Origin of the sequence: Actinoplanes palleronii (assembly GCF_016862315.1) — a bacterium.
GTDB classification, from domain to species: Bacteria; Actinomycetota; Actinomycetes; order Mycobacteriales; family Micromonosporaceae; genus Actinoplanes; species Actinoplanes palleronii.
On sequence record NZ_BOMS01000140.1, the window covers coordinates 42991 to 58825 of the forward strand.

13 protein-coding genes are annotated in these 15835 nt (G+C 73.5%); 9 read left to right on the forward strand and 4 right to left on the reverse strand.

Going from position 1 to position 15835, the window contains the following annotated elements; translation table 11 throughout:
- The first annotated feature begins 132 nt into the window (after positions 1-132).
- On the forward strand, positions 133-2277 hold the full coding sequence (locus Apa02nite_RS41670; protein ID WP_203830004.1) for an MMPL family transporter: 2145 nt from the start codon (positions 133-135) through the stop codon (positions 2275-2277).
- 6 nt (positions 2278-2283) lie between these two features.
- On the opposite strand, the gene Apa02nite_RS41675 is transcribed toward Apa02nite_RS41670, so the two are convergent.
- Positions 2284-2976 (reverse strand): TetR/AcrR family transcriptional regulator, encoded by a 693-nt coding sequence (locus tag Apa02nite_RS41675; protein ID WP_067684639.1) that lies wholly within the window; start codon positions 2974-2976, stop codon positions 2284-2286.
- A gap of 87 nt (positions 2977-3063) precedes the next feature.
- On the opposite strand from Apa02nite_RS41675, the gene Apa02nite_RS41680 reads away from it, so the two are divergent.
- A complete protein-coding gene (locus Apa02nite_RS41680) occupies positions 3064-3906 on the forward strand; it encodes an SDR family oxidoreductase (protein WP_203830005.1) in 843 nt (280 codons plus the stop codon).
- A gap of 82 nt (positions 3907-3988) precedes the next feature.
- Positions 3989-4261 (forward strand): DUF4242 domain-containing protein, encoded by a 273-nt coding sequence (locus Apa02nite_RS41685; RefSeq protein WP_203830006.1) that lies wholly within the window; start codon positions 3989-3991, stop codon positions 4259-4261.
- A 5-nt stretch (positions 4262-4266) separates the two neighbouring features.
- On the opposite strand, the gene Apa02nite_RS41690 is transcribed toward Apa02nite_RS41685, so the two are convergent.
- Entirely contained in the window at positions 4267-7158 is a 2892-nt protein-coding gene (locus Apa02nite_RS41690) for an ATP-binding protein (protein WP_203830007.1), read from the reverse strand.
- A 157-nt stretch (positions 7159-7315) separates the two neighbouring features.
- Here Apa02nite_RS41690 and Apa02nite_RS41695 point away from each other — a divergent pair, with 157 nt between their 5' ends.
- The 5 genes from Apa02nite_RS41695 (at position 7316) to Apa02nite_RS41715 (ending at position 12255) form a co-directional block, all read left to right on the forward strand.
- A complete protein-coding gene (locus tag Apa02nite_RS41695) occupies positions 7316-8215 on the forward strand; it encodes a hypothetical protein (protein ID WP_203830008.1) in 900 nt (299 codons plus the stop codon).
- Between the two features lie 78 nt (positions 8216-8293).
- Entirely contained in the window at positions 8294-9616 is a 1323-nt protein-coding gene (locus Apa02nite_RS41700; protein WP_203830009.1) for an FHA domain-containing protein, read from the forward strand.
- A 109-nt stretch (positions 9617-9725) separates the two neighbouring features.
- Positions 9726-10994 (forward strand): vanadium-dependent haloperoxidase, encoded by a 1269-nt coding sequence (locus Apa02nite_RS41705; RefSeq protein ID WP_203830010.1) that lies wholly within the window; start codon positions 9726-9728, stop codon positions 10992-10994.
- A 77-nt stretch (positions 10995-11071) separates the two neighbouring features.
- Entirely contained in the window at positions 11072-11692 is a 621-nt protein-coding gene (locus Apa02nite_RS41710; protein ID WP_203830011.1) for a permease-like cell division protein FtsX, read from the forward strand.
- Positions 11689-12255, forward strand: a complete 567-nt coding sequence (locus tag Apa02nite_RS41715) for a SigE family RNA polymerase sigma factor (protein WP_239164926.1) — start codon at positions 11689-11691, stop codon at positions 12253-12255. Before Apa02nite_RS41710 ends, Apa02nite_RS41715 begins: the two co-directional genes overlap by 4 nt.
- A 6-nt stretch (positions 12256-12261) precedes the next feature.
- Here the strand turns inward: Apa02nite_RS41715 and Apa02nite_RS41720 are convergent, their stop codons facing one another.
- Complete coding sequence (locus Apa02nite_RS41720; protein ID WP_203830012.1) at positions 12262-12951, reverse strand: alpha/beta fold hydrolase; 690 nt, start codon at positions 12949-12951, stop codon at positions 12262-12264.
- A 130-nt stretch (positions 12952-13081) separates the two neighbouring features.
- Between Apa02nite_RS41720 and Apa02nite_RS41725 the strand changes: the two genes are divergently transcribed.
- Complete coding sequence (locus tag Apa02nite_RS41725) at positions 13082-14020, forward strand: AraC-like ligand-binding domain-containing protein (protein WP_203830013.1); 939 nt, start codon at positions 13082-13084, stop codon at positions 14018-14020.
- Here Apa02nite_RS41725 and Apa02nite_RS41730 read toward each other — a convergent pair.
- Positions 13983-15767, reverse strand: coding sequence for a sensor histidine kinase (locus Apa02nite_RS41730; protein ID WP_203830014.1), 1785 nt, complete (start codon positions 15765-15767; stop codon positions 13983-13985). The genes Apa02nite_RS41725 and Apa02nite_RS41730 overlap by 38 nt on opposite strands.
- Positions 15768-15835 lie beyond the last annotated feature (68 nt).

Below are 15835 nucleotides of genomic sequence, written 5' to 3' on the forward strand. Positions count from 1 at the left end.
GCCCGGCCGCGCACGTACTGCGTTCGCGGTAGGTGACCGCCTGCGCGGGCACGACGACGCCCGCGCCGTTTGTCGCGATCGTTTGACGGGTCTCCCCGGTATCGGGGCCGATTCACCGTTGGAGGACGTCACGTGGCGACCCTGTTGTACCGGCTGGGCCGGTTCTCGTTCCGGCGCCGCCGGCTGACCCTGGCGGCGTGGGTGCTCCTGCTGGCCGTGCTCGCCCTGGGCGCGAATAAGCTGTCCGGGCCGACCAGCGCCGCCTTCTCCATCCCGGGCACCGAGTCCTCGCGGGCCATGGACGTACTGGAGAAGAATTTCGGCGGCAGGACGGACGCCGCCTCGGCCAAGGTGGTCTTCACCGTCACCGGTGATGCGAAGCTGACCGGAACCGCACAGCGGGCCGCGATCGAGACGGCGGTCGCGCAGCTGGCGAAGGCGCCCGGGGTCGCCTCGGTGACCGATCCGTTCGCGGCCAAGACGGTCGCGCCGGACCTGCGCACCGGATACGCGACGGTGACCTACGCGGTGGCCGCGACCGAGGTCAGCGTCGCGGACCGGACGGCCATGGAAGCGGCCGGGGACACCGCGACGTCCGCCGGGATCCAGGTGGCGTACTCCGGTGAGGTCACCGAGACCACCGAGGAGAGCCACACCGCCGAGGGGATCGGCATCCTGGTCGCCGCGTTCGTTCTGCTGATCACGTTCGGCTCGCTGGTCGCGGCCGGGTTGCCGCTGCTCACCGCGGCGGCCGGGGTCGGCATCGGCATGCTCAGCATCAAGATCGCCACCGGGTTCTTCGACCTGTCCGGCTCGACGTCCGCCCTCGCGACCATGCTGGGCCTGGCCGTCGGCATCGACTACGCGCTGTTCGTGGTCTCCCGGTTCCGCCACGAGCTCGCGGCCGGCCGTGACGGCGAGGAGGCCGCCGGGCGCGCGACCGGGACCGCCGGTTCCGCTGTCGTCTTCGCCGGCCTCACCGTGATCATCGCGCTGGCCGCGCTGTCGGTGACCGGCGTCCCGTTCCTCGCCGCGATGGGCTGGGCGGCGGCCGGCACGGTCGCGGTCGCCGTCCTGGTCACGCTGAGCCTGGTGCCCGCGGTGCTCGGCTTCGCCGGCCGCCGGATCCTTCCCCGATCGAGGTCGGCGTCGCCGGCGACGGCCGCGGCGGTGCCGTTCGGGGAGCGCTGGGCGCGGGCCGTGCTGCGGCACCGGGTGCTCGCCGTGGTGCTGCCGCTCGGGGTGATCGCCCTGGTCGCGCTGCCGGCCCTGGACCTGCGCCTGGCGCTGCCCGACGACAGCAGCGCCGCCGTCGACTCCACCCAGCGCCAGGCCTACGACCGGCTCGCCGCGGGATTCGGCGCCGGCTTCAACGGCCCCCTCGTCATCGTGACCAGCGGCGCCGAGGCCGCCCGGGTCAAGCAGGCGATCGGCGCACTGGACGACGTCGTGCTGGTCACCGCACCGGTGCTGGACAAGGCCGGTGACACGGCGATGCTGACCGTGATCCCGAGGAGCGCGCCGACCAGCGAGGCCACCAAGGACCTGGTCCAGTCGATCCGCGCGCTGCCGCTGGACGTCGCGGTCACCGGCACCACCGCGGTCAACATCGACGTCTCCGACACACTGACCACGGCGCTGGTGCCGTATCTGGCGATCGTTGTCGGTCTCGCGTTCATCCTGCTCATGCTGGTGTTCCGCAGTCTGCTGGTGCCGCTCAAGGCGACGGCCGGCTTCCTGCTCAGCGTCGCCGCGGCCTTCGGCGGGCTGGTCTTCATCTTCCAGCAGGGCCACCTCGCCGACCTGCTCGGCCTGCAGTCCACCGGGCCGATCGTGAGCATCATGCCGATCTTCCTGATCGGGATCCTCTTCGGTCTCGCGATGGACTACGAGGTCTTCCTGGTCACCCGGACCCGCGAGGAGTTCGTGCACGGCGCGTCCCCGGACGACGCGGTGATCAGCGGCATGCGGCACGGCGCCCGGGTGGTCACCGCGGCCGCTCTGATCATGATGAGCGTCTTCGCGGGCTTCATCCTGGCCGACGACACCATCATCAAGTCGCTCGGTTTCGGGCTCGCCTTCGGCGTCGCCGTCGATGCTTTTCTGGTACGGATGACGATGGTGCCGGCGGTGCTCTCCCTGCTGGGCAAGGCGGCGTGGTGGCTGCCCCGGCCCCTCGACCGGATCCTGCCGAACGTGGACGTGGAGGGCGAACGGCTCACCAAGCGGCTCGCCGCCACCGCGCCGGCACCGGAACTCGCGGCGGCCCAGGGCTGAACCCGGTCAGGGCGCGTCGTGCCGGGCCACGCGGTCCAGCCAGTCGGCGAGCAGGGTGCGCTCGGCCGGGGTCAGCGCGACCAGGCCCGGAGCGGCGGCGCGCAACGTGACCGCCGCCGCGACCGGGCCGGGGATCTCGGCGGCCGGGGGATCGGTCAGCAGGGTGCGGCAGAGCGCCTCCCAGGCCAGGTCGGCCAGCGTCTCGTCCCGCTCGTCGGGCGGCTGCTCGATCAGGGCGAAGACCACGCCGGTGCCGGCCGCGTGGATCAGGTCGACGGCGCGGCGTTCCGGGACGCGCAGGCGGCCGGCCCGGGCCACCAACTGGACCCGCCGGCGCAACACGGCGGTGCCGGAGTCGACGGTGGCCTGGCCGGCCGGGGTGCGCGCGGCGGTGTGCATCAGGCGGAACAGGGCCGGGTTCGCCAGGCCGAAGCCGACGTGCAGGGTCCACCCGGCGTGCAGGCCCTCGACGGGGTCGTCATCCGTACCCATCGGGGGTTTCTGTGCCACGTAGCTGGCGAAACCGTGCTCCGCGACCGCGTCCAGCAGGCCGTTCTTGTCGCCGAACAGGCGGTAGATGGCCGGCGCCTGCACGCCGGCGGCGAGCGCGACCGAGCGGGTGGTGACCGCGTCGGGTCCCTCGGTGGCCAGCAGGTGGGCGGCGACATCGACCAGCCGTGATCGTGTGGTGGGCTGCACGTTTCCGATGTTAGCGGATAGTTGTTATCGCCGTGATTCCAGTGTTAGCGTCGAGATGCAACCATCGATAACACCTGGAGTTCTCCCATGATCGTCATTACCGGCGCCACCGGCGCGCTCAACGGCGCGACCGTCGATCACCTCCTCGAGCTCGTCCCGGCCGCCGACGTCGCGGTCGCCGTCCGCGACGTCACCAAGGCCCAGCGGTTCGCCGGCCGCGGCGTGGCCGTGCGGCACGGCGACTACGCCGACCCGGCCTCGTTGCCCGGCGCGTTCGAGGGCGCCGACCAGCTGCTGCTGGTGTCGTCGAGCGACCCGAAGGCCGACGCGGTGAGCCTGCACCGCGCCGCGATCGACGCGGCCGTCACCGCCGGCGTCGGGCGCATCCTCTACACCAGTCACCAGGCCGCGGCCCTGGACAACCCGTTCGTGCCGGGGCGCCACCACGCCGAGACCGAGGCCCTGCTCGCCGCGTCCGGGGTCGCCTGGACGTCGCTGCGCAACGGGTTCTACGCGCACAGCCTCACCTGGCTGGCCGGCTCGTGGCGGGAGACCGGCGTGATCGCGGTGCCCGGCGACGGCCCGGTGTCCTGGACGGCCCGGGAGGACTCGGCCGAGGCGGCCGCGGTCGTCCTCGCGTCGGACGGCGGCTACGACGGCCCGGTCACGCTCACCGCGGCCGAGACGCCGACCTTCGCCGACCTGGCCCTGGCCGCCTCCGAGCTGACCGGCCGGGAGATCACCTGCCAGGTGCTGCCCGAGGACGAGTGGCTCGCGGCGCAGCTCGCCCAGGGCACGCCGGAGTTCATGGCGCGCTTCCTGCTCGGCTTCTACCAGGCGGCGGATCGGGGCTTCTTCGCCGGCGTCGACCCGCTGCTCGGCAAGCTGCTCGGCCGCGCACCGCGCACCGCCCGGGAACTGCTCGCCTGAGTCGCTGTCGGTGTTCGGTCAGGGCGGGCGCGCCTCCTTCCGGCGGCTTCTACGGTGGATGCAGTGAGGGAAGGAGGGCGTCATGCCGCTCTTCATGATCGAACGCAACTACGCCGAGATGCTCGACGTCAACGAGGCGAACGCCGAACGGATCAACCTGATCAACGACGACGAGGGCGTCAGCTGGCTCTACTCGTTCCTGTCGGCCGACCTGCGCAAGACGTATTGCCTCTACGACGCGCCGTCGGCCGAGGCGATCATCCGGGCCGCCAGCCGGGCGGGTCTGCCGGCCGACGTCGTCGTCGAGATCAACGGCAAGGTGCTGGCGAACGGGACGCTGGTCGCGGCGGCCTGACCGGCTCAGGCCAGCAGGTCGTGCTCGGCGGCGTAGCGAGCCGCCTGCGTCCGGTTCCGGGCGCCGGTCTTCGCCAGGATGCTCCGGACGTGGTTGGCCGCGGTGTTCTCGGTGATGAACAGCCGGGCGCCGATCTCCCGGTTGCCCAGGCCCGCGCCGAGCAGCCGGAGGACCTGCACCTCCCGGTCGGTCAGCCCGGCCGGCCGGGCGCCGCTGCCCGGTGTGCCGAGCGCGCGCAGCACCCGCTGCAGCCGCAGCGGCTCGGCGATCGTCCGGACCCGGCCGACCAGGTCCCGGACGTCCGCCTCGCTCGCACCGGTCCGCCGATGATGGGCGACGGTCGCGGTCAGGGTGTGCGCCACGTGCACCGCGGCGCCGATCCGGGTGTCCATCTCCAGCGCGGTGGCCAGCGAGGCGAGCGGATCACCCTGCCCCAGCAGGGAGTCCACCGCGCCGATGTACCGGTCGGCGCTGCCGAACACCGCCACGAACGGCTCCGCCACCAGGTTGAGCCCGGCGTAGCGGTCCAGCGCCGGGCGCAGCTGCGCGGCGACGCCGGTGTCCTGCAACGACAGTGCCGCCTCGACCAGGAAGGCCAGGACCATCGGCCACGTGGCGGACGCCTCCTCGCACAGCGTGGCCTGGTCGAGGACCCAGCGCATCAGACGGGCGGCCGGTGCCCGCATGCCGAACTCGGTGTACAACGCGAGCAGGCCGGGGGCCCAGTAGTCGTCCGGCGGCTCCTCGCCGGTGATCAGCGGGCGGACCTGGTCCAGGGTGCCGGACTCGCGGTGCACCATGAAGCTCTGCACGCCGAACGGCCCGGTCGTCTGATCGGAGCCGAGTGACATGCCCAGCCGGAGCTGGGCGTCGCAGGTGCGGGCCGCCGCGCCGAAGTCACCGACGATGAACTGCTTGGCGTACGCCGCGCCGGCCGCGAAGTACTCGAAATACGTCTGGCCGGTGGCCTGTGCCACGGCGGCCAGCTCCCGGTGCGCGGCGGCGAGCTCGTCCGGTTCGCCGAACAGGTACGCGGCCATCGCCCGGTGGTGTGCGGCCGGCCCGAGCAGCACCAGGTTGCCGTGTTTGCGGGCCAGCCCGGACAGCTCCACCGCCCGGTCGCGCACGGCGACGGAGTAGCGGGGCGTGCGCCGCTCCCACAAGCTCGCCGACAGCGCGTCCATCAGCAGCCGGTCGTCGTGCCCGGCGCGGGCCAGAGCGACAGCTTTCCGCAGCGTGTCCGACGCCTGCTCCCGATCTCCGGTGAAGGCGAGCGCCCGGCCGAGCCCGGCGAGCACCCGGACGTAGTCGGCGTCGGTCGGGTCGTGGCCGGTGCGCTCGATCGCGCCGCGCAGCAGCTGGACGGCGTGGTGCCCGGGCAGGCCGGGACGCCAGGAGGCCGCCTCGAAGGCCACCGCGGCCAGCAGCCGCTGGGTGTCGGTGCCCTTCGCCGCGACCTGCTCGGCCAGCTCCCGGGCCCGGACGAAGTCCGCGCCGAAGATGTGCTGCTCGACCGCGTCGAGCAGGGCGGCGTCCCGGGCCGCCGGCGCGGTGATCAGACCCGCGGCCCGCTCGTACAGCCGGGCCGCGTCGCTGTGGGCCAGGCCCTGAGCCGCGATCTGCGCGGCCTCGGTGAGGTAGCGCACCGCCTCGTCGGCGTAGCCGAGGGGGCAGGCGCTGGCGTAGTGGTGCGCGAGTCGTTGCACGCGGCGCGGGGTGCCCGGCCGGCGTTCGATGGCCTCGGCGATCCGTACGTGGTAGCTCAGCCGGGTCGACGCCGGGATCAGCTCCAGGACGGACTGCCGGGCCAGGGCGTGCGCGAACCGTACGGTGTCGTCGCCGTCGGCGAGGGGGAGCATCAGCCCGGCGTCGGCAGCGGCGTCGACGGCCGCGAGCGTGGCCGGCGCCGTGCTCTCCGCCGCCTCGCACAGCAGGGCCGGTTCGACCTCCTCGCCGATCACTGCGGCCAGCCCGGCGATGGCGGCCTGTTCGGGGCTCAGCCGCTGCATCCGGCTCTGGAACGCGTCGCGTACCGAGGCCGGGGCGGCCGACGTGTCGTGCAGCGCCTGCAGACCGCCCCGGCTCTGCAGGTCCCGCCACACCTCCCGGACCAGGTACGGGTTCCCGCCGGTCCGCCGCCGCAACGGCTCGGCGGCCGCGGTGGCCCGGGACCGGGGGACGCCGGCGTCGCGTACGAGATAGTCGGCGATGTCCTCGGCCCGCAGCGGCGCCACCTCGACCCGGCGGACGCCGTCGCCGCCCTGCAGGGCGGCGATCGTCCGGACCAGCGCCGCGGAGCGATCCGGCGCGGCGTTGCGATGGGTGGCCAGGATGAGCAGCGCGTCACCGGTGGTGTGCTGGGCGACGTAGGTGAGCAGCTGCTGCCCGGCGGGACCGCTCCAGTGCAGGTCCTCCAGGATCAGCACGAGCGGCGCGTGGCCGGTGGCCGCCCGGATCAGCTTCACCACCGCGGCGCACAGCTGCCGCTGGAACGCCCGATCGGCATCCGGCGTCCCGTGCGTGCCGGGCTCGCCGGTCAGCACCCGCAACAGCTCGACCTGGTGCCGGTCAGTGAACCCCGGCTCGGCGTCCCGCAGACTCGCCAGCAGCGCCCGCAGCGGCGCCACGAACGGCTGGTACGGCTCGCCCAGCTCGGCGACGCACGCGCCGATCAGCACGGTCGCGCCGGCCCGGTGCAGCACCCGGGCGGCCTCGGCGGCCAGCCGGGACTTCCCGGCGCCCGCCTCACCACCGACGAAGACCAGCTGCCGGGCGCCGGCGGTGGTCGCGGCCCAGGCGTCCTCCAGGGCCGCGAGCTCGGCGCCGCGGCCGACCAACGTCCTGTCCGCCGCGCGCTCCCACTGCTCCGGCAACCCCGGCGGTGTCCACCCGGTCACCACCTCAAGCTACTCAGGCCCCCGGAGTGCGTCGATAGTCAGATCTGACTACCCGCCCGCCCCGGAACGCACCCTGCAAAACCGGTCATGCGGGCCGGCGGACGGGCTTCCTATCGTCGGGCTGTCCATCAATTCATCGCCTTGCGAAGAGGATTCCATGAAACGGAAAGCACTCCCTTTGATCGCCGGTTTGGCTCTGCTGATCCCGGCGTCACTGATCGGTGCGCCCATGGCGTCGGCGTCGGCGTCGGCGCCGCCGGCGCTGGAGAGGAAAGTCGCCCGTTCGGTCACCGACTCGGCGTCGTTCAAGACCGCCGTCGCCGGGTGTCCGGCCGGCAAGCGGGTGGTCGGTGGTGGCGGCTGGGCCTTCGCCACCGCGGCGGCCGACAAGGCCAAGGTCATGGTCACCCGGCTGGAGCCGGTGCGGGCCGGCACCGTGAGCAACTACGTGGTGTCGGGTGAGGAGGTCGCATCGGGGATGAGCGGCACCTGGTGGCTGGAGGCGTACGCGCTCTGCGCCCCGGCGCCGGGCGGATACCAGATCGTCAGCGGTGGCACCGCCCCGTCCTCGTCGTCGGTCCAGCAGACCGCCGCGGTCTGCCCGGGGTCGAAGCGGGTGCTCGGGTCGGGTGGCCGGATCGACAACGCCGCCGGGCAGGTCACCTTCCAGACCAACCGGTCGTCGGGCCCGCGGGACATCGTGCGCGCCGTCGCCAAGGAGGACGCCAACGGGTACGCCGGCTCGTGGACCGTGACCGCGTACGCGATCTGCGCGAACCCGCTGGCCGGCTTCAGCGCGGTGGGCAAGGGCTCGCCGCTGACCAGGTCGGAGAACGAGAAGTCCGCGGTCGTCACGTGCCCGGCGAACACCTACGTGCACAGCGCGGGAGCGGCGACCAGTGGCACGCCGGCCGGCCTGACCAGCACGCCGCGCGGAGTGGCCGTGCAGAAGGTGTTCCCGTCCAGCACCCTGCGCAGCGTCGAGGTGTTCGCCGCCGAGACGACACCCACCGGCGCGGTCTGGCAGCTCTGGGCGTTCGCGGTCTGCGGTCCGTGACCGTACGGCCGGGCAGAACACGGCGGCCTTCGCCAGCGCGGTGGAGGCCGCCGCCGGGACAACGAATCAGGAGTCGTCATGTCGGAAAGAACGTCGGGCGGCGCGCGACCGTCCTCCACCAGCACCACGATGTTTCACCCGCGGGCGACGCTGACCGTGATCGCGTCGCCGGTCGGCAAAAGACGGTCCGTGGCGATCGATCCGCGGGGCACCGTCATCGGCCGGGACACCGGCTGTGACCTGACGGTCGCGCACGAGCACGTCAGCCGGCGGCACGCCGTGATCCGGCTCCGCGACCACCGGTACGAGGTCGAGGACCTCGGCTCGGCGAACGGCACCACGGTCAACGGTGAGCCGATCGCCGGCCCCCGCCCGCTGCGGGACGGTGACCGGCTGGCCCTGGCCGACGTCGAGCTCGGGTTCCGGCTCGGCGACGAGCCGTGGCAGGCACCGGCTCCGGGGGAGGGGAGCGCGACGCCCTCGCTGCGGCAGGAGCTGCACGAGGCGCGGGGTTTCTCCGGCGGCGCCCTGCTGCTGGCGGTCGCCGGCTCGGTCGTCGGCACGGTCCTGACCGACGCGGCCGGCACCGGCCCGTGGGGCACGCTGGCCGGCGCGGCGATCGGGCCGCTGGTCAGCACGACGTTCTCGACCCGGCACGCCGGGGAGAAGGGCCGGGTGCGGGCCGCCGCGATCGGCATCCTGAGCGTGAGCGCCCTGTTCATCACGTGGGCCGGGGTCTCGGTCGCCGAGACCGCCACCAAGCAGCGCACCACCACCTTCCCGCGGGTCTTCAGCGCACCGGCGCCGCCGGATCCGGTGGTCGAGGTCGACCCGGTGCAGTGCGGCAGCGCCGACGTCGACATGGCCGCCGCCTGCCCGGACGTCACGATCAGGTACCGCGGCGGCAGCCGGGTGCACATCACCGGCGTCGAGGTGATCGGCCGGGACGCCGGTGACTTCATCCCGGGCAGCGAGTGTGTCGGCGACCGGCTCGGCGACGGCGACACGTGCCGGATGACCCTGAGCTTCCGGCCCTCGGCCCCGGCGGAACGCAAGGCCACCCTGGTGATCCACCAGGACCTTCCGGCGCCGGATCGCGGCACCCGGGCCCTGGTGACCGGGGTCGGCGTGACCGGCGGCCGGCCCGACCCGGACACCTGCGTGGCCGGGTTCGTGTGGCGCAAAGCGGCCGACGGCGACCACGTCTGCGTCACGCCCGCGGTCCGCGCCCAGACCGCCGAGGACAACCGGTCCGCGGACCGGCGGCAGGCCGACGGCGCGTGCCTGAGCGGTTTCGTCCGGCGCGAGGCCGTTCCGGACGACCAGGTCTGCGTCACACCGCAGGCCCATGAGCAGGCCATGGCGGACAACGCGATGGCGGCCGACCGGCGGACGGGTTGAGCCGATCTATCGAGGCGCTCCGGGGCGGTAGACCGATGTGCCTCGATGGGTTGTGCGAGCACCGTCGGGAGCGGCCCCCGTTTGAGGACGAGCGTGAGGAGTTGACCTGATGTTGAAGTCTCCACCGCGGCGCCTGCTCGGTGCCGCCCTGACCGGCGTCCTGGCGGTCTCGGCGCTGCCGGCACCGACCGCCGCCCATCCGGCCGCCGAACCGTGGACGGCGGTGTCCGACTGGAACGCGATCGCGATGACCACCCTGCTCGGCGACACCACCAAGTCGGCCCCGGAAGCCTTCCTCTACCTGGGCTTCGTGCACGCCGCGATCTACGACGCGGTGGTCGGGGTGCGCGGCCGCTACCGGCCCTACGCGTTCCACGGCCGTGCTCCGCACGGCGCCTCGGCCATCGCGGCTACTGCGGCGGCGGCACACACGATCTTGCAGACCTATTTCCCGTACGCCCGGACCGCGCTCGACGCAAACCTCGCCACGTCCCTGGCCGCCGTCCCGGACGGGCCGGGTGAGGACGCCGGCGTGGCGTACGGCACCGAGGTGGCCCGGCACCTGATCCGGTTGCGGGCCGGCGACGGGCGCAACGCCCCGGTGACGTACACCAAGGCGCCGGCGCCGGGCGTCTGGCGGCCGACCCCGCCCGCCTTCGCGCCGATGGCCGCGCCCTGGCTGGGTGCGGTGACACCGCTGCTGATCCGCCGCGCCGCGCAGTTCGCGCCGCCGCCCCCGCCGGCGCTGACCTCCGGCCGGTACACCCGGGACTTCGCCGAGGTGAAGGCGATGGGCTCGGCCACCTCGACCCGGCGTACCGCCGAGCAGACCGCCACCGCGCGGTTCTACTCCGGCAACGCGGCCGTGCAGGTGAACGCCGGGCTGCGGGACCAGATCGCGGTGCGGCACCGGGACATCGTGGACGCCGCCCGGATGACGGCCGCGGTGAACCTGTCCGTCGCCGACGCGCTGATCGTCGCCTGGCGGGCCAAGCTCGGGTACGGCGTCTGGCGGCCCAGCACGGCGATCCAGCTGGCCGGCACCGACGGGAACCCGGCCACCGCCGCGGACCCGTCGTGGACGCCGCTGCTGGTGAACCCGCCGTACCCGGACTACATCAGCGGCTACAACGTGGTGATGGCGGCCGCGTCCCGGGCACTGGAACGGGTGGTCGGCCGGCATCCGCTCGACCTGACCCTGACGTCGACCGCGGTGCCCGGCGCGGTCCGGCACTACGACAGCGGGGCGGTGCTGCGTGCCGAGGTGGTCGACGCCCGGGTCTGGCTCGGCATCCACTTCCGGACCGCCGACGTGGCGGCCCGCGACGTCGGTGTCGCCGTCGCCGACTGGGCTCTCGACCGCTACTTCCAGCCCTGACACTCTCGCGTGTGACCGGATCGGGTCTCCGCCCAGTCATAACCGGCAGAGACCCGGACGGCACAGCGAGGAGCGACGTGGACCAGGACCTGCGACAGCGATTCGACATGGCGGTGAGCGGTGACCCCGGGGCTGACCCCGGTGAGCTGGCGCGCGCCGCCATCGCCGACGGCGGCCGGATCCGCCATCGGCGTCAGCGGCTGGCCGGCGTGGGCATGGCGGCCGGTCTGGTCGCGGTGCTCGGCGCCGGTGCCGGGGTGGCCCTGCTGCACGGCCCGCGCACGCCGGAGAACCAGCCGGTCACGCTCGAGGCCGCGATGGCGCCGGCCACCGCGCCGTCCTGCACCCAGCAGCCGGATCAGCAGACCGCCACCGACGTGGTCCTGTTCCTCCGCGACGGCACGACGGACAAGCAACGGATGGCGCTCGTGGCGAAGCTCGACACCGACAGCCGGATACAGGCGACCGCCTTCGACACCAAGGAGCAGGCGTACGAGAGCTTCAAGCTCCGGTGGGCGGACAAGCCGGAGCTGCTCGCCGCGGTGGACCCGGACAAGTTCCCCGAGGCGTTCCTGATCCGGCTGCTGGACGCCACCCAGTACCCGCCGTTCCGGGCGCGCTACGCCACCGTGTCCGGCGTCGAGCAGGTCGTCGGTCGTACGTGCTCATCGGACGCCCCGATCGGAGGAATCCAGTGACCGAGGCGCCCACCGTGACCACCGCCGATCCCGCCCCGCTCCGGATCGGCGCCCGCCGCCGCGGCACAGCGGCCCGCGACGAGGAGTTCACCGCGTTCGTCGAGGCGGCCGGCACCCGGCTGCGCCGCAGCGCCTACCTGATGTGCCGCGACTGGCATCTGGCCCAGGACCTGACCCAGCAGACCCTGGCCAAGATGTATGCGGTCTGGGGCCGGATCCGGCAGGACACCAACCTCGAGGCGTACAGCAGGCGGGTGCTGATGAACACCGTCTTCGACCAGCGCCGGCGGCGCAGCGGCTCCGAGGTGGTCCTCGCCGAGCTGCCCGAGCACCCCGACCGGACCGCGCCGGGCACGCCGGAGCTGCGGGTCACGCTCGTCGACGCGCTGGCCCGGCTGCCGGTGCGGGACCGGGCGATCCTGGTGCTGCGGCACGCCGAGGACCACAGCGTGGAGACGGTCGCCGCGATCCTCGGGGTGTCCGCGTCGGTGGTCAAGATGGGCAACGCCCGCGCGCTGGCCCGGCTGCGCACCCTGCTCGACGGGCACCCCCTGGAGGACTGAGCCGGATCAGGCGGTGACCGCCTTGGCGGCGAGCCGGACGATGTCGGCGACGGTGTCCGGCCGGGACATGTAGACCGCGTGGCTGCCCGGCGTCTCGCTGGTCGTGGCGCCGGCCCGCTCGGCCATCGCCCGCTGGGCCGGCGGCGGGATCATCCGGTCGTCGGCCGCGACGAGATACCAGCTGGGCTTCGACCGCCAGGCCGGGTCGGTCACCGTGCCGGCGAGGGCCTCGACACCCCAGGGGATCTGCGCGGCGGCGAGGAACCGGCCCTCGGCCGGCGCCAGGTCGGCGGCGAACGAGGCGTGGAACTTCCCCGCGTCGAGCAGCAGGAACCCGTCGCGCGGCGGCAGGATCGGTGGAACCGGGGCGCCGGGCGGCGGGTCGGCGATCAGCGTGTTCACCGACTCACCGGCGTCCGGGGCGAACGCCGCGATGTAGACGAGCGCGGCGACCGCCGGGTGGGTGCCGGCCTCGCTGATCACCGCCCCACCGTACGAATGACCGACGAGCACCGCCGGCCCGTCGAGCCCGTCGAGAACCCAGCGGGTGGCGGCGACGTCGCCGGCCAGCGAGTGGGTCGGGTTCTGCACCACGACCGTCCGGAGCCCCTCGGACACGAGGGCGTCGTGCACACCCCGCCACCCCGACCCGTCGACGAAACCGCCGTGCACCAGTACCACCGTGGGATCGCTCATGATCTGACCTCCTCGTCGTGAGGGCTTCAGTCTTCGCGGGCGGGCGTGTGTCCCGCGTGGACCGCAGCGCACACGATGCGGACCCGAGTGCACGTTGACCGGTCGGGCGCCCGCTGCTCTACTCGGGGGAATGGCGGACACGGTGGTCAGCACCGGCACGGTCGAGCGCGGCGACCGTGCGGCGTTCTGGCATCAGGTGCTGGCCGACACGTTCGCCCCGGTCCGGCTCGAGGGGTGGGACGGGCACCGGGACCCGGCCGCGCGGCTGAGCGGGACGCGGCGCGGGCGGCTGCTCTTCGCCGAGCTGGAGGCGACCCCGCAGGTGCACCGGCGTATGCCGGCCCAGATCCGCCGGGCCGACGCCGCGTACTTCCAGATCGCGGTGCTCACCCGCGGCGCGGCGTCGCTGTGGCAGGACGGCCGGCTGGCCCGGCTGGCGCCCGGCGACCTGGTCGTCTACGAGAACTCGCGCCCGTTCACCTGGACCTTCACCGACCCGTGGGCGGTCGCGGTGCTCTCCCTCCCGAGCGACGCGGTCCGGCTCACCGCGGCCGAGCGGCGGAACCTCAGCGCGCGGCGGCTCTCCGGGCGCGACGGGCTGTCCGGTGTGGTGGCCCGGTGCGTACGCGACCTGACCCGGCACGCCGCGGACCTGCCGGAGGAGCAGTCGGAGCGGGTGCTGGCCCAGGTGAGCGACCTGGTGATCACGTTGCTCGGCGACCACCGGGACGCTCCCGGCCGGACCGTGCTGGACCGGATCAAGGGTTACATCGAGGAGCGTTTCCGGGACCCGGCGCTGAACCCGGACGAGATCGCGGCGGCCGTGCACATCTCCACCCGCTACCTGCACAAGCTGTTCGAGGGGGAGCACCAGACCGTCGCGCTCTACCTGCGCGGCGTGCGGCTCGACCGGGTCCGCGACGAGTTGCTCGATCCGCGCCAGGCGGGCCGGGGTGTGGCCGCGATCGCGCACGGCTGCGGCTTCGGTGACCTCAGCGGCTTCCACCGGGCGTTCAAGGCGGCGTACGGCCTCAATCCCGGGGAGTTGCGGCGCGGGCCGGGAGGGTGAACCAGAAGCGGGTGCCGCCGCCCGGGTTCGCGTCGACGCCGACCCGGCCGCCGTGGCGTTCCACGATGCGCCAGACGATGGCCAGGCCCAGGCCGGTGCCCTGGTAGCCCTCGCTGCCGCCGGCCCGCATGAACGCGTTGAAGACCTCACCGCGCTGCTCCTCGGGGATGCCGATGCCACGGTCGGCCACCTCGACGCGGCACGTCGCCGGGTCCGGCCTGGTCGCGGTGACGGTCACCTCGGCGGGCCGGCCGGGTGGGGTGTATTTCACGGCGTTGCCGATCAGGTTGTCCAGGACCTGGCGGATCTGACCCGGGTCACCACAGACGGCCGGCAGATCGTCGTACGCAATAGTGGTGTGCTCCTGCGGCCCGTCGCCGAGACGTTCCGCGACGATGTCGTCCAGCAGGGCGTTGAGATCGATCTCGGTCAGCTTCAGCGTGGTGTTGTCGGCGGTCGCGTAGGCGAGCAGGTCGTCGATGAGCGTGCGCATCCGGACGGCGCTGTTCTGGACCCGGCTCAGCCGGCCGCGCTGGGCGGCCGAGAGCGGGTCGTCCTCCATCGTCGCCATCAGCTCGGAGTACCCGATCACGCTGGTCAGCGGGCTGCGCAGGTCGTGGGCGACCACACCGGCGAAGCCGACCAGCTCGGCCTCGCGGGTGCGCAGCTGCTCCTCGACGGCCTCCCGGCGGGTGATGTCGTCGCGCAGCTCGGCGGTGGCCTGGTCGACCCGCCGCAGCGCCCGGTCCCGGGAGGTGACGACGGACGCGGTCAGCGCGGCGAGCAGCAGGGTGATCAGCGTGCCGATGCCGGCCGCGCCGCGGGCCAGCCAGGCCTCGGCGGTCGGCAGCAGCTGCAGGGTGGGCCGGACGGTGAGCCGCCAGCGGTGCTGAAGGATCGGGATCGGGATCAGCCGCGGCGGCATCGAGGTGTCGACCGCGACGTCCGGTTCCCAGGTCGCGAGCGTGATCGGTTCGGGGCCGGTGATGTCGGCGAACGCGATGGCGACCTGCTCGCCGCCGATGATGCCGAGGCCCGGGCCGAGGAAGTTGCGGCCGTGATAGGTCATGGTCACCCAGCCCTCGAACTGGCCGGCCTGCGACGCGGGCGCCGTCGAGGTCACCGCGGCGACGATCACGAAGGACTGCTCGGTGCTCCCGGCCGGGAGGAACGGCTCGCTGAAGGTGATCCCCCCGGCCGACCGTGAGGTGCGCAGCGCGTCGACGATCGCGGGGGTGTCCTGCAGGTCCCGGCCCAGCTCCGGCGGCCGGCCGTCGAGTTCGCGGCCGAGCACCGGGTAGAAGAACTCGTCCCGGGCGGTGGCGCCGTGGCTCAGGGTCAGCCTGCGGTTGCCCAGGGCCCGCCACCGGGCCTGCAGCGCGGGTGTGGTCGCGGTGGTCGCCGGCACGATGTAGCTGACCGCGACCGCCCCGGGCAGCCGCAGGCCGTTGAGCTGCGCGGTGAGCGCCGCGAAGTCACCCGCGGTGAGCTCGGACTGTGCGCCGACGGAGGCGGCCAGGTCGGCGATGGTGAACGCGTACTGGAACAGCTCGGCCGCCACCAGCTGGGTGATGACGTCCTGCTTCTGCTCGAAGGCCTGATCACCCCAGCGCTGCGACTCCTGGTGCAGCGCGAACGACGCCAGCCCGGTTCCGATCATCCCGAGCAGGACGACCAGGGCGACCACGAGCACGGAACGACGCCTCGGCCCGCCACGCGTGGCGGCGATCGGATCCCGCCCGCCCATGATCTCGACGCTACGCGGTGCGCCGCGCTCGGATACCCGTTTGTCCAGGTCGAGGCGACGGTCCGGCA

Bases quoted from the DNA above. Each gene is read 5' to 3' on its own strand.
- Apa02nite_RS41680 (WP_203830005.1), top strand. From the start codon at position 3,064: ATGATCGTCATTACCGGCGCCACCGGCGCGCTCAACGGCGCGACCGTC.
- Apa02nite_RS41685 (WP_203830006.1), top strand. From the start codon at position 3,989: ATGCCGCTCTTCATGATCGAACGCAACTACGCCGAGATGCTCGACGTC.
- Apa02nite_RS41695 (WP_203830008.1), top strand. From the start codon at position 7,316: ATGAAACGGAAAGCACTCCCTTTGATCGCCGGTTTGGCTCTGCTGATC.
- Apa02nite_RS41700 (WP_203830009.1), top strand. From the start codon at position 8,294: ATGTCGGAAAGAACGTCGGGCGGCGCGCGACCGTCCTCCACCAGCACC.
- Apa02nite_RS41705 (WP_203830010.1), top strand. From the start codon at position 9,726: ATGTTGAAGTCTCCACCGCGGCGCCTGCTCGGTGCCGCCCTGACCGGC.
- Apa02nite_RS41720 (WP_203830012.1), bottom strand. From the start codon at position 12,951: ATGAGCGATCCCACGGTGGTACTGGTGCACGGCGGTTTCGTCGACGGG.
- Apa02nite_RS41725 (WP_203830013.1), top strand. From the start codon at position 13,082: ATGGCGGACACGGTGGTCAGCACCGGCACGGTCGAGCGCGGCGACCGT.
- Apa02nite_RS41730 (WP_203830014.1), bottom strand. From the start codon at position 15,767: ATGGGCGGGCGGGATCCGATCGCCGCCACGCGTGGCGGGCCGAGGCGT.